The following is a 13858-nucleotide window of genomic DNA, read 5'->3' on the forward strand; positions in this document are numbered from 1 at the left end:
TTCACAACGTTTCCGTTGTTCAGGGCTGCGAATTATAAGAGCATTTTCTTATGATGCAAGCCCTTACTGACAAAAAATCTTTTTTTTTTTTTTTTGACGAAAAAGAACGCAAATATGGCGTATTAATCACAAAAACTGGTTAACACGCCATCAGCAAAAAATGCCGTTCTGAAAATTAAATACTGAATATGGTCTTACGGTAGTACTGAAGCTCAGCAATAGACTCACGAATATCATCTAAAGCCAGGTGGCTACCTTGCTTAGAAAAGCCATCCAATACTTCTGGCTTCCAACGGCGAGTCAGCTCTTTTAGCGTACTGACATCCACATAACGGTAATGGAAGTAGGCTTCCAGCTCAGGCATATGTTTATAAAGGAAGCGGCGATCTTGCCCAATACTGTTGCCACAAATAGGAGATTTACCTTTAGGCACCCACTTTGCCAAAAACGTAATGGTCTGTTCAACCGCTTCTTGTTGTGTCACTGAGTCATGACGTACTCGCTCGACCAAACCGCTTTTGGTATGTGTTGTGGTGCACCATTCATCCATTTTAGCCAATTCAGCTTCTGATTGATGAACAGCCAACACTGGGCCTTCAGCCAAAATGTTCAACTCACTATCAGTCACAATGGTGGCAATCTCGATAATTTTGTGAGTTTCAGGGTCTAAGCCTGTCATCTCAAGATCAACCCAAATCAAGTTTTGATCGCTAAAAGACATAAATACGTTGCCTATATTGGTTTGCAGATAAAAAAGGTACTATACCCAAATTCAGATCCCCAAGATACCTTTGGACATTGGATCCAAACGGTATGATTTTGAGTAAAATCTCAACGTTGGATCAAAACGTATCATAATCATGAAGTAGATAATCGTGGCAAAGAAAAAGAAGCTGACGAAAGGTCAAGTACGACGCGTTCGTAATAATCAGAGTAAACGACTCAAAAAAGAGGACACAGTTTCGTGGGATGAAGCCATGCTCGGCACCGCAAAAACTGGGTTAGTGATTACTCGTTTTGGCCAACATGCCGATGTTGAAGATTTAGAGACTCACACCATCCACCGCTGTAATTTACGCAGAGGCATTGAAACGCTGGTCTCAGGAGATCGTGTTATTTGGCGCCCAGGACTCGAATCGATGGCGGGTATATCTGGCGTTGTCGAAGCGGTTGAACCGCGCAAATCGGTTCTGACTCGTCCAGATTATTACGACGGTTTGAAACCAGTCGCGGCAAACATTGATCAGATGGTCATTGTGTCATCCGTACTGCCGGAACTGTCACTCAATATCATCGACCGTTATTTGATCGCTTCAGAAACCGTGAATATTGCGCCGCTAGTGGTACTGAATAAGATTGATTTACTCAGCGATGAATTGCGTAACCAATATCAAGAGTCGTTACGTGTGTACGAACGCATTGGCTACAAAGTGCTTTTTGTCAGCAAAAAAAGCGGTGAAGGGATTGCTGAGTTAGAAGCGGAACTTGGCGGACGGATCAACATATTTGTTGGTCAATCTGGCGTCGGTAAATCCAGCCTAGTGAACGCATTAATGCCAAATTTGGAAGATGAAATTGAAGAAGGTGAAGTTTCTCAAGCATCTGGACTTGGTCAACATACCACCACTGCGGCTCGCTTGTATCATATCCCTACAGGCGGTGATTTGATCGACTCGCCGGGAGTGCGTGAATTTGGTTTATGGCACTTGGAAGCTGAAGCGATCACTGAAGCCTTTGTCGAATTTCGTCCCTTCTTAGGCGGCTGTAAGTTTAGAGACTGCAAACACGCTGACGATCCGGGTTGCTTATTACGTGAAGCCGTGGAAAAAGGTGATATTAGTAACACGCGCTTTGAGAACTACCACCGAATTTTAGAAAGCATGTCGGAAAACAAAGCTAACCGCCAATATTCGCGTAACAAAAAAGCGGATTTATAAATAGCATCGAGTTTTACCCCGGCAAATGTCTGCAGACTTGATCGATAAATTTTTTGTCTGTCGCCATCGAATAATCCGTAAGCAATGGTGACTAACTGCTGACATGGTGAGAGTTTTTCAGTAACATCTCGCGCCCAAAGTGAAGAACATACAGTTAACATTGGAATCAGAGACAATGGATAAAATTAAAGTTGGACTGCAATACTGGATCCCACAACATGGCTTAACACGCCTGATGGGTAAACTCGCATCAGCGAAAGCTGGCGGTCTAACCACTGCAGTCATTCGTTGGTTTATTAAACAATATAATGTCAACATGGATGAAGCTCTGCATTCAGATCCTAGCCATTTCAAAACATTCAATGAATTCTTTGTTCGTGAATTGAAAGCCGATGCTCGGCCAATCAGTGACGGTGATAGCTTAATCACCCATCCGGCCGATGCTTGCGTTAGTCAATTCGGGCCGATTCAAGATGGCAAGCTGATCCAAGCGAAAGGCCACCATTTTACAGCGGTAGAATTGCTCGGTGGTGATGCCAAACTGGCGCAAGAGTTTGAAGATGGCGAATTTGCCACGCTTTATTTATCACCTCGCGACTACCACCGCGTACACATGCCTTGCGATGGCGTGTTACGTCAAATGATTTATGTTCCGGGCGATCTTTTCTCGGTTAACCCACTAACCGCCGAAAATGTACCGAACCTGTTTGCTCGTAATGAGCGCGTGGTGTGTATTTTTGATACTGAGTTTGGCCCAATGGCACAAGTGCTTGTCGGAGCGACCATTGTTGGTAGTATTGAGCTAGTTTGGTCAGGTACTGTCACGCCTCCGCGCGGCAATACCGTTTATCGCTGGGATTATCCAGCCCAAGGCAATACCTCTGTTGTACTGAAAAAAGGACAAGAGATGGGTCGCTTTAAGCTAGGCTCAACGGTGATCAACCTGTTTGCAAAAGATAAAATTCGCTTTGATGAGTCTATGCAACACAATGCTATAACGGTTATGGGTACTCCATACGCACAGCAACGTTAATCGCCATCTCTTAATGTTCCCTGCCGAATGCGTTAGCTCTGCATGTTCAGAGCTAACGCCTCTAGATATTTCGCTTTTTTTCTTTATTGATAAAAAACAAAGCTGCTGCATATTCCTTCGCTAAAACTCAAAATTTCAAGCCGCGTCTAAGACCTTCATTCACATATCATTTACGCTAGTTACTTCAAGTTAACCTAATGAAGGTCATGTGATATGCCTACCATGAATACGGGAATGCTGATAAAGCTTGCGATCTGCTTTTTGCTGCCCATCGGTGTTTTACTGATGCCCATTGATGCAATACCGATTGATGACTTAACCTTAATTCAACATCGATTACTGGCTATTTTTTTATTGGCTGCTCTGCTTTGGGTATTGGAGCCAGTTCCTGTATTTGCCACCTCCATTTTGATCATTGCGCTCGAATTGGTGATGATTTCAGATAAAGGCTTGCATCTCTTTCGTTCGCCCCCCGCTGGGCATGATATCGGCGAGTTAATGAAGTACACCGATATTTTCAGCGCTTTCTCTTCACCGATTATTATCTTGTTCATGGGCGGCTTTGCACTGGCGATTGCTGCTTCTAAATATGAATTGGACAACAACTTAGCCCGAGTTTTACTCAAACCTTTTGGTACTCAACCCCGCTTTATTATGCTGGGGCTAATGTTGATCACTGCGGTATTTTCTATGTTTATGTCCAATACCGCGACTACTGTGATGATGCTGGCGCTGCTCGGGCCGATCGTCGCTTCAGCTCCAAAAGGGGATTTAGGCATCAAAGCCTTAGTGCTCTGCATTCCGATTGCAGCGAACACCGGCGGTATTGCCACGCCTATCGGTACGCCACCCAATGCGATCGCGCTGCAATATCTCACCGGAAGCAATAGCATTGATTTCTTTTCTTGGATGATGATGGGCTTGCCGTTTGTGATTATTCAGCTCACGTTAGCTTGGTTTTTGCTACAAAAACTGTTCCCCTCTTCAGAAAAACAGATGGTGCTGAAACTCAACGGAACATTCCAAAAAAATTGGCGTGCAATCGTGGTCTACATTACTTTTGCCGCCACCATAGTGCTGTGGATGACCACCTCTCTACACGGCATGAACACCTATGTGGTATCTATTATTCCTTTGGCGGTTTTTACACTCACCGGCATTATGGGCAAAGAGGAACTGAAACAGATCAACTGGGACGTCTTGTGGCTAGTGGCTGGCGGGATAGCGATTGGAATTGGGCTAGATAAAACAGGGCTCGCTTCAGCATTAGCTCACGCGATTGATTACAGTTCTCTATCGCCTATCTCGGTCGTCATCACCCTGTCGCTCGTTTGTTGGCTCATGGCAAACTTCATGTCCAATACCGCGACCGCTAACTTACTCATGCCGATCGCCGCCGCGATTGGCACATCCATGGAAAGCTTGGCCAGTATTGGTGGTATACAAAGTTTGTTAGTGGTTGTCGCCTTTTCTGCCTCACTGGGTATGATTTTGCCTGTCTCAACACCGCCGAACTCACTGGCCTATTCTACCGGGCTTATTGAGAGTAAAGACATGGCCAAAACAGGTCTGATTATTGGCGTTGTTGGCTTGTGCATTGTCTATGCTGCCGCGCTGTTACTGACCTAACCTTTGGTGACTGCGACTTGCATTGAGCGTCAAGACTGAATGCAGGTCGCAAAGATGAATCATTCCAGCCTAAAACTAAGTAAAAGCAAATCAACGAGATGAACAATAATCGAGCACGATCATATTAATCAAAGCTACATTCTCGTAGGATTACTCTGATTTACTTATTCATTTATCTGAAGAAACATGAAACGGCTTCATCATTTCGCTGCAACTAAGCTTAGGAGCCGTTAATTCATCTTTTCCTGATCTGAGCTATCGACACGCGGTTGTCAAACCGTTCTAGGGACATAACCCATGAGACATACCATCAAATTTAAAATTCAAGTCGCTATCGCCATCATCATCGCAATCGTCAGTGGCGTCCAAGCTTGGATCTCCGTCAGTCAATTACAGCAAGAAACGACCTATGCCATTAATAGTGAAATGGAAAACACCAGTCTTGCTACTCGCCATTACATCAGTGATTGGCTTGGGATCCGCAGCAATATGATGTTGGCCAATGAACCTTTTATTGCCAATAATAACAATGCTGACCAAGCGTTGCTGGTGACTAAAAAGAGCGGTGATTTTCTTTCTGTTTATGCTGGTTTTAGTGATGGCAGCATTGCTTATGGTGATAAAACCGAAGATTGGCCAAGTGATTATGATCCAAGAACGCGCCCTTGGTATAAAGATGCAATGGCACAATCGGGGCTTATAATTACCGAACCCTACCAAGATTTTGATGGCAGCATCGTAGTTAGCTTCGCCAAAGCTTTTAAAGGTCAAAAACAAGGCGTACTCGCCGCCGATTTAACGGTAACCAATCTCATTAAAGAAGTGCTGAATGTTAAACTGAACAATCAAGGTTTTGCGTTTTTGGTTGATGGTAATAACAACATTGTTGCCTACCAAGATGAAGCTTTAAGCCAAAAACCTTTAACCAATTTAAACAACGAATTAGATTCCCAGCACATGGCCAGCTTAGCCCGAGAAAATCGCGTGGATACCATCGCTTGGCCAAAGCAAGGCAACAAATTAATTTACGTCTCACAAATACCAAATACCGATTGGTTACTGGGCATTGTGGTAGACAAAGAGATGGCCTACGCCTCGGTTTCTGAGCAAATAACCTTTACCGCCATTGCCTCTTTAGTGCTCTACATTATTATCGCCAGCATCAGCACTTGGGTTGTAACCCGCTTACTGCAACCACTGCAGGTATTGTCGAACGCTTTAGCGCAATTAGCGCAAGGAGAAGGCGACCTCACCCAACGCATCGACATTCGACGCATGGATGAAATCGGTGAATTGGCCGAGAAAGTGAATCTCTTTTTAAGTCAAATGCAGGAGATGCTGAAAGGGATCGTCAGCCGTAGCCAACAACTTTCCCAGCAAGCACAAGATGCCAATGACCTTTCTGCTCAAGCTTCCATGCGAGTTGAGCACCAACAAAATGATGTCAACCAAATAGCCACCGCGATTCATGAGATGTCGGCTACCGCCGCTGAGGTGGCTAGCCATGCCGAACTGACCGCTAGCGCGTCACAAGCATCGGCCTCAGCTTGTGATGACGGGCAGGCGGTTATCAAAAAGAATCGTGATTCCATTACTCACTTAGCCAATCAGGTCGATAGTGCGGCCAAAGTGATCCGAGAGTTGGAGAGCAATGCTCAAAGTATCAACCAGATCCTATCCACCATTCAAAGTATTGCCGAACAAACCAATCTGTTAGCACTCAACGCAGCGATTGAAGCGGCCCGCGCAGGTGACCAAGGCCGTGGTTTTGCTGTGGTAGCCGACGAAGTTCGTGTGCTCAGCCAACGTACACATGGCTCAACGGAAGAGATCCGCACCATGATAGAAACCTTGCAGCGCAATACTCAACATGCGGTCGAGAATATGGAAGCCAGCACCAAACTGGCCGACCACAGTGTTGACTATGCCGAACAAGCTCACGACAGTTTAGTGCGGATCACGCAAGCCATTACCGAGATCAATGATATGGCCTTACAAATTGCCAGTGCCGCTGAAGAGCAGCGAGCCGTCAGCGAAGACATTAGCCGCAATACACAAGGTATCAAAGACGCTTCTGATGACCTTGCAAGCCAAACTCAGCAGAGCAGCCACAGCGCTCATGAAATGCATTTATCGGCAGAAGCCATGCGTAACGATATTCGCCGCTTCAAAGTGTAAATCCTCTTGGCTTGCCTCTTTTAATCACATTGAGGCAAGCCCATAAATTCCCTTTGTTTTCCCCTAGCGCTTAAGGCATATTGAGATCCTTCCCTCGTTCAAGGATGTTTACATGGGCTACGAATGGCTCGCGCTTGCTGCCGCGTTTCTTTGGGCAGTAGCCAGTTTACTGTCTGTTACTCCCGCTCGCCATTTAGGAACCTTTGCTTATAGCCGTTGGCGCATGGGCTGTACTTCTCTCATTTTAGTGAGCATGGCGCTGGCAACTGGCGGCTGGGCAACGGTAAACAGCGAGATGGTGACACCCATGATGTATTCGGGGTTGATTGGCATATTCATTGGCGATACGGCGTTGTTTGCGTGTTTAAATCGCATGGGGCCAAGACAAGCGGGTTTGCTCTTTTCCTGCCATGCCGTTTTTTCGGCCATTCTCGGCTATTTTTTATTCAGCGAAAGCATGAGCCATGCAGAGCTAGTGGGCGCGACTTTTGTCTTTTCAGGCGTTCTAACGGCCATCTTTTTTGGCCGCCGAGGGCAAAATCATAATGCATTGGAAGCAATTAAAGGCCGAGTATGGGTTGGCATTGCACTTGGCCTTATCGCGGCTCTATGCCAAGCATTGGGTGGGATCATCGCCAAACCTGTGATGCAAACGGGGATCGACCCCATCGCCGCTTCCGCGATTCGAATGCTCACCGCCTTCACCGCACACTGCTTACTGTTGGCTACTGGTGCAAAATTAGCACGCGCCACTCAAGCCATTACGCTGCCTATTTTTACCATTACTGCCATCAACGGTTTTCTTGCGATGGCGGTCGGAATGACATTAATTCTCTACGCACTGCGTGAAGGCAACGTGGGTATGGTGGCCCTGCTCTCCTCAACCACGCCCATCATGTTGTTGCCTATTTTATGGATGTATACCAAACAGCGGCCCAACCGCTTCGCTTGGTGTGGTGCACTATTTGCCGTGCTTGGGACGGGAATTTTAGTTTATTAAATGGCGCTAAAAAGGCACCGATGTTGATCAATAGGCTACCTTTATAGGCATTGATAGGGAGAATCATTGATCTTAACCTACTGCAATCGCTTCAAAGTGTAGTAAAATTACGCTAATTTCTGTTTAAGTTACTTTGAATTTGACGAGGTCATAACTATGTCAGCTAAGAAGCCAATGGCTTTAGTAATTCTTGACGGTTGGGGTTACCGTGAAGATAACGCACACAACGCAATCAGCAATGCACATACTCCAGTCATGGATAGCTTAATTGCAAACAACCCAAACACTCTGATTTCTGCTTCTGGTATGGATGTAGGTTTACCGGATGGTCAAATGGGTAACTCAGAAGTCGGTCACACCAATATCGGTGCTGGTCGTATTGTTTACCAAGACCTGACACGCATTACTAAATCAATTCTTGATGGTGAATTCCAACAAAACGAAGTGTTAGTCAACGCGATGGATAAAGCCATCAAAGCGGGCAAAGCGGTTCACCTATTGGGGCTAATGTCGCCAGGTGGTGTTCACTCGCATGAAGATCATATCTACGCTGCCGTTGAAATGGCTGCTGCCCGTGGCGCTGAGAAAATCTACCTCCACTGCTTCCTTGATGGCCGTGATACGCCACCACGCAGTGCCGAAGCCTCATTGCAACGCTTCCAAGACCTATTTTCTAAATTAGGTAAAGGTCGTATCGCCTCACTGATTGGTCGTTACTACGCCATGGATCGCGATAACAACTGGGAACGCGTACAAAAAGCTTACGACCTATTGGTTGAAGCCAAAGCAGAATTTACTTTTGATTCCGCCGTGGCAGGCCTTGAAGCCGCTTACGCACGTGAAGAAAATGATGAATTTGTTAAAGCGACAGAAATCAAAGCTGAAGGCCAAGACTCTGCTGCGATTGAAGATGGCGATGCCGTGATTTTCATGAACTACCGCGCCGACCGTGCACGTGAAATTACTCGCGCTTTCATACCAGATTTCAACGGGTTTGAACGTGCGAAGTTCCCAGCAATTGACTTTGTGATGCTAACCCAATACGCCGCCGACATTCCTCTGCTGTGCGCATTTCCACCTGCATCACTAGAAAACACCTACGGTGAGTGGCTATCAAAGGCGGGCAAAACTCAGTTGCGCATCTCTGAAACAGAAAAATACGCGCACGTCACCTTCTTCTTTAACGGTGGTGTTGAGAACGAATTCCCAGGCGAAGAGCGCCAATTGGTTGCTTCACCTAAAGTGGCAACTTACGATCTGCAACCGGAAATGAGCGCGCCTGAACTGACTGAAAAACTCGTTGCGGCAATCAAATCGGGTAAATACGATGCGATTATCTGTAACTACCCGAACGGCGATATGGTTGGTCATACTGGTATTTACGAAGCGGCCGTGAAAGCATGCGAAGCGCTTGATGAGTGTATCGGAAAAGTGGTTGAAGCGATTAAAGAAGTCGATGGCCAGCTACTGATCACAGCAGACCACGGCAATGCAGAAATGATGGTGAACCCAGAAACAGGGGGCATTCATACTGCTCATACCAATCTGCCAGTACCTCTTATCTACGTCGGTAGCAAAGATCTTAAGCTAAAAGATGGTGGTAAGCTTTCTGATCTAGCACCAACGATGCTTGCTCTATCGAATATGGACATTCCGGCAGAAATGTCTGGTCAAGTGTTGTTTAAATAACTCACCAACCACGTGATGTTGAGCCTCGATAAATATCGAGGCTTTTTTTCGCCCAAGAACTCGATTTGATTGCAAGTTTTGACATAGGGCTTTCGCCTAGCGGATGGCTTTGAGTATACTGACTCACTAATTTGTCGATAGAGACTTGAAAACGGATGAGAAACAAGCCTTCACCACACCTAATTACTATAACGACTTGGTGGCATGCACTTAGCCTAGTGATGGTGTTAGGGCTAGCTTGCCTCTCCAGCTCACCGTTAATGGCTGCCACACAACAAGAGCTAAAAGGGGTGAAAGGCGAAATTTCTCGTCAGCAGCAAGCGTTAAATAATCGACAAAAAGAGCTCGATTCGTTGCAAAATGCGCTTAAAAAGCAAGAAGTGGGCATTTCAAGTCTAGAAAATCAGATCAAAAACACCAAATCAGAATTAGTAGTGGCCAACGCTAATATCGCTAAACTCAAGCAAAAGATCACAGCCTTAGAAACACAACAAACACAGCAAACCGCCAAATTAGCTCAACTGATCAAAACCTATTACGCCACTCAGCGAGCGACAGCCTCATCCAACATACTCAATAATGGCGTGGAAGAAGATCGCATCAGCCAGTATTACCAACACTTGGCGAAGGCACGCAGCCAAACCATCCAACAGCTTGAACTTACGCAAAAAGAACTCAATGAAAGTGAAAAACAGCTGCGACTTGAACGAGACCAAATCGCCTCTCTATTAGAACAGCAGACCCAAAAGCGCGCTACATTGGCAAAAACGCAGTCAGAACGACGCAGTACAGTGGGTAAAATTCAAAAAAGCATTTCCGGTGATAAAGTCTACTTAGCGGAATTGCAACGCAATGAAACGCGATTACAAGCGGAAATCGCCAAAGCAGCAAAACGTAACGCTGTGCTAATGGATGGGTTAGCGCCGCAAAAAGGCAAGCTACCTTGGCCAGTCAAAGGTAAAATCCTGCATGCTTTTGGTACACGTCAAAGTGGACAAATTGACTGGAAAGGCCTAGTCATTGACGCCAATTATGGTCAAAACGTCAAAGCGGTTTATTCTGGCACGGTCGTGTTTGCTGAATATCTACGTGGTTATGGGCTGGTGGTTTTGCTCGATCATGGCAAAGGCGATATGACCTTATACGGCTTTAACCAAAGTTTGCTCAAAAAAGAGGGCGATAAAGTCACCGCCGGTGAAACCATTGCTTTAGCGGGAGACACTGGCGGTCAATCTCAGCCAGCGCTCTATTTCGAAATTCGTCGCAACAGTAAAGCCGAAGACCCAACACGCTGGCTCAGTCGCTAGCAAAACACATCCATCACCCTGTTAATCCGGGCGAGCGTTAGTGTGATGAATAGTACGCTTCTACTTGAGTAATGAATTGGGTCAATTGTCTTTTATCCAACGAATTAATACCCGCCGCCGCTTCTCGCCCGCCTCCGGTTGTAAAGGCGCTGCATAACCTATCCGCTCCCTGTTTATTGGCTAATGGAGCACGTAGCGAAACGGTATAACCACCCGATGAATTTACCGTTAAAACCATATGTGCTGCGGCAGGTGCTTGATTGGCTAGCCAATTACTAAACACACCACTCACTCGCTGTGATGATGCACAGTCTGGCATCTCGTATACGCTCAAACAGGCACTTTTATAGATAGGCTCTAACGACTGAGCGAGCTGCATATCTTGCTCATAAGCGTGCTGCAAATGATAAAAAGGGGAGTTGTCATCCTTCATTAAATCAAACGGTGAAGGATAAACTAGCAAGGCTTGGTACAAATCAGCGGGGTGATAATGAAGCTGCTCTATCGTCTCTCCATAACCGTTATAGTTAATCAAGGTGCCTAAGTTTTTTAGTTGTTCAGCTTGAGTGGTAGTTAGCCCCGCGTTGCGCGCTAAAGTATCCGCTTTAGCAATCAAATTATCGCCATAAGCTGCCACAATCGCCCACTCATGGAACGGACCACCTAACCACTGATCAATAATTAATGCCGTACAAGTATTAGGGTCCAAATCAATATGGGCGTCAAGCAGCGGAGTCTCGGGAACTGAGCCTGCATAGTGATGATCGGCATAAAACACCGTCACCCCCGCCGCAAGGGCCTGCTGTAAAGGTTGCTGATTCTTCTCCATCGAAATATCTAACACGGTCAGACTATCTCGGGATTGAAGATTAAGACGCTGGAGCAATTTGATATCACGCTTAACCCCAGTAACTAGGGTCGTCGTGCGAGGGTAAGCAAGCCGCAGCTGAAGAAGAGAGATGATGCCATCAGCATCACCGTTAAAAACGTCATAGTGCATATCAACACCACCCTTAGAGATGTATAGCTAAGAAGCTAACAGCTTCAAAGGATTAAGAACAATACTCAAAGGTTATAACTAAGCACACATTATGATGCGTGCATCGCCCGCACACCTTCCTCTAATAATAGAAGCTGTTCAAGACCTTGTTCCGTTGCTTTGGGCTTAACGACTGCGATCATCTGTAGCATGCCTTGATGAATCACTTGCTCGGTGATCTGCGTTTTGGAAAACATCGCTGACTGATAACTCAACCAACACGAGGCCGTCATATGGAGAGTGGTCACTAAAGATTGCATATCTTCTTTTCCGACAGACAGCAATTTCAGCTCAACAAAAGCGTGCATAATATTAATGAGATTAGTTTGCAGCTTTTCTTGTACTTGAATGTACTCACCATGTAGTACTTCATCACGCTGCAGAATTTCCGGTAAATTGGCATAGAAAAAACGGTATTTCCACATCAAAGTGAAGATCGAATCAAGATAATGCTTTAACAGAGTTAAGCTTTCGCGCTGTGCCGCAATCGGCTGAAAACGTTCGAGTAACTCTGCTGAATAGAGAGCAAAAATATCACGAACAATTTCTTGTTTATTACGAAAGTGATAATACAAATTACCTGGGCTGATTTCGATATGTGCTGCGATATGGTTAGTGGTCACCGTTCTTTCACCATGTTCATTAAACAGCGCTAATGCAGCATAAACGATCTTATCTTTGGTCTTCATCTTGTCTTATTACCTCTTTACCTCTGTGAACCTGCTCCTATCAAATAACAGGATGAGAGTGAGAAACGGTGCATTATCGGCGATAAGGCACCGCAAACCTATTATTGATGGTACGGTTTAGACAAGGCGTGCACCGCATCAACAAATATGCCCGCATTTTCCGGTGGCACATCTAAATGGATACCGTGTCCGAGGTTAAAGACATGGCCCGTTCCACCATGACCGAACCCTTCAAGAATGGTCGCCACTTCTTGGCGAATACGATCATGCGGAGCATAAAGCATAGATGGGTCCATATTACCTTGCAGCGCCACCTTATCACCGATACGCGCTTTGGCGTCGGCAATATTGATGGTCCAATCAAGCCCTACAGCATCACAACCCGTTGCTGCAATCTGCTCCAGCCACATGCCACCGTTTTTGGTAAACAGAGTGATGGGTACGCGGCGACCTTCATTTTCACGAATTAAACCATCCACAATTTTGTGCATATACTGTAGTGAAAAGAGGTTGTAGTCGCGCGGCGTCAGTACTCCGCCCCAAGTATCAAAAATCATAACAGACTGAGCACCCGCTTTGATTTGTGCGTTAAGGTATTCAATAACACTGTCTGCCAGTTTATCGAGCAAGGCGTGCAGCACGCTAGGATCGGCGTACATCATTTTTTTGATCTTAGTGAAGGCTTTTGAGCTGCCACCTTCCACCATATAAGTCGCGAGTGTCCATGGGCTGCCTGAAAAACCGATCAATGGAACTTCACCTTGTAGATCTTTGCGGATCTGGCGTACGGCATTCATCACATATTGCAGTTCGCCTTCCGGATCCGGTAAGCCAATTTTATCGACATCGGCTTTACAAGTGATCGGGCGTTCAAACTTTGGCCCTTCTCCCGCTTCAAAATACAAACCCAATCCCATGGCGTCAGGAATGGTTAAAATATCAGAAAATAAAATAGCGGCATCTAATGGAAAGCGACGTAATGGCTGTAATGTCACTTCAGAAGCTAGCTCAGCATTTTTACACAGCGCCATAAAATCGCCTGCTTCGGCACGCGTTGCGCGATACTCTGGCAGGTAACGTCCTGCTTGGCGCATCATCCATACAGGGGTGCAATCGACAGGTTGTTTTAACAGTGCACGCAAGTAGCGATCATTTTTTAATTCAGTCATTCCGTCTTCCAATTTAAAGCTTGTTATTTTTTGTGGCGTTATTCTAGCACTGAATAAGCGCCAAAAACGGTGTGCTTTGCAAGCGAGATCATGTTATTAACTTTTAAATCAATGGTTAATTTGCAAGCAACCTTTAACGCTGTATCGTATACACATCTGACGCTGCCGAAGAAAAGAGAGGTGTAGAT

At 45.7% G+C, this 13858-nt stretch carries 11 protein-coding genes; 7 read left to right on the forward strand and 4 right to left on the reverse strand.

Features of this window, described 5'->3' with window-relative positions; all coding sequences use genetic code 11:
* Window positions 1–175: 175 nt before the first annotated feature.
* Entirely contained in the window at window positions 176–721 is a 546-nt protein-coding gene (orn, locus tag AACQ17_RS16990) for an oligoribonuclease (protein WP_094147691.1), read from the reverse strand.
* A gap of 154 nt (window positions 722–875) precedes the next feature.
* Here orn and rsgA point away from each other — a divergent pair, with 154 nt between their 5' ends.
* The 7 genes from rsgA (at window position 876) to AACQ17_RS17025 (ending at window position 10773) form a co-directional block, all read left to right on the forward strand.
* A complete protein-coding gene (rsgA, locus tag AACQ17_RS16995) occupies window positions 876–1937 on the forward strand; it encodes a small ribosomal subunit biogenesis GTPase RsgA (protein WP_013857936.1) in 1062 nt (353 codons plus the stop codon).
* Between the two features lie 175 nt (window positions 1938–2112).
* Entirely contained in the window at window positions 2113–2970 is an 858-nt protein-coding gene (gene asd / locus AACQ17_RS17000) for an archaetidylserine decarboxylase (protein ID WP_017046689.1), read from the forward strand.
* A 213-nt stretch (window positions 2971–3183) separates the two neighbouring features.
* Complete coding sequence (locus AACQ17_RS17005; protein ID WP_064624225.1) at window positions 3184–4599, forward strand: SLC13 family permease; 1416 nt, start codon at window positions 3184–3186, stop codon at window positions 4597–4599.
* Window positions 4600–4896: 297 nt separating this feature from the next.
* Complete coding sequence (locus AACQ17_RS17010; protein WP_047688356.1) at window positions 4897–6777, forward strand: methyl-accepting chemotaxis protein; 1881 nt, start codon at window positions 4897–4899, stop codon at window positions 6775–6777.
* A gap of 112 nt (window positions 6778–6889) precedes the next feature.
* Complete coding sequence (locus AACQ17_RS17015; protein WP_013857940.1) at window positions 6890–7777, forward strand: DMT family transporter; 888 nt, start codon at window positions 6890–6892, stop codon at window positions 7775–7777.
* Between the two features lie 156 nt (window positions 7778–7933).
* Entirely contained in the window at window positions 7934–9466 is a 1533-nt protein-coding gene (gpmM, locus tag AACQ17_RS17020; RefSeq protein WP_013857941.1) for a 2,3-bisphosphoglycerate-independent phosphoglycerate mutase, read from the forward strand.
* Between the two features lie 221 nt (window positions 9467–9687).
* A complete protein-coding gene (locus tag AACQ17_RS17025; protein ID WP_231140426.1) occupies window positions 9688–10773 on the forward strand; it encodes a murein hydrolase activator EnvC family protein in 1086 nt (361 codons plus the stop codon).
* A 37-nt stretch (window positions 10774–10810) separates the two neighbouring features.
* Here AACQ17_RS17025 and AACQ17_RS17030 read toward each other — a convergent pair whose 3' ends face one another.
* The 3 genes from AACQ17_RS17030 to hemE form a co-directional block, all read right to left on the reverse strand.
* On the reverse strand, window positions 10811–11773 hold the full coding sequence (locus AACQ17_RS17030; protein ID WP_094147692.1) for an acetyltransferase: 963 nt from the start codon (window positions 11771–11773) through the stop codon (window positions 10811–10813).
* Window positions 11774–11862: 89 nt separating this feature from the next.
* Window positions 11863–12501, reverse strand: coding sequence for a TetR/AcrR family transcriptional regulator (locus tag AACQ17_RS17035; RefSeq protein ID WP_013857945.1), 639 nt, complete (start codon window positions 12499–12501; stop codon window positions 11863–11865).
* A 101-nt stretch (window positions 12502–12602) separates the two neighbouring features.
* Window positions 12603–13670 (reverse strand): uroporphyrinogen decarboxylase, encoded by a 1068-nt coding sequence (gene hemE / locus AACQ17_RS17040; RefSeq protein WP_026028385.1) that lies wholly within the window; start codon window positions 13668–13670, stop codon window positions 12603–12605.
* Window positions 13671–13858 lie beyond the last annotated feature (188 nt).

Source organism: Vibrio sp. V10_P2A27P122 (assembly GCF_963874335.1).
Taxonomy (GTDB): Bacteria; Pseudomonadota; Gammaproteobacteria; order Enterobacterales; family Vibrionaceae; genus Vibrio; species Vibrio anguillarum.

Coding starts and splice junctions, on each gene's coding strand:
- orn (WP_094147691.1), bottom strand. CDS start 721: ATGTCTTTTAGCGATCAAAACTTGATTTGGGTTGATCTTGAGATGACA.
- asd (WP_017046689.1), top strand. CDS start 2,113: ATGGATAAAATTAAAGTTGGACTGCAATACTGGATCCCACAACATGGC.
- AACQ17_RS17005 (WP_064624225.1), top strand. CDS start 3,184: ATGCCTACCATGAATACGGGAATGCTGATAAAGCTTGCGATCTGCTTT.
- AACQ17_RS17010 (WP_047688356.1), top strand. CDS start 4,897: ATGAGACATACCATCAAATTTAAAATTCAAGTCGCTATCGCCATCATC.
- AACQ17_RS17015 (WP_013857940.1), top strand. CDS start 6,890: ATGGGCTACGAATGGCTCGCGCTTGCTGCCGCGTTTCTTTGGGCAGTA.
- gpmM (WP_013857941.1), top strand. CDS start 7,934: ATGTCAGCTAAGAAGCCAATGGCTTTAGTAATTCTTGACGGTTGGGGT.
- AACQ17_RS17025 (WP_231140426.1), top strand. CDS start 9,688: ATGGTGTTAGGGCTAGCTTGCCTCTCCAGCTCACCGTTAATGGCTGCC.
- AACQ17_RS17030 (WP_094147692.1), bottom strand. CDS start 11,773: ATGCACTATGACGTTTTTAACGGTGATGCTGATGGCATCATCTCTCTT.
- AACQ17_RS17035 (WP_013857945.1), bottom strand. CDS start 12,501: ATGAAGACCAAAGATAAGATCGTTTATGCTGCATTAGCGCTGTTTAAT.
- hemE (WP_026028385.1), bottom strand. CDS start 13,670: ATGACTGAATTAAAAAATGATCGCTACTTGCGTGCACTGTTAAAACAA.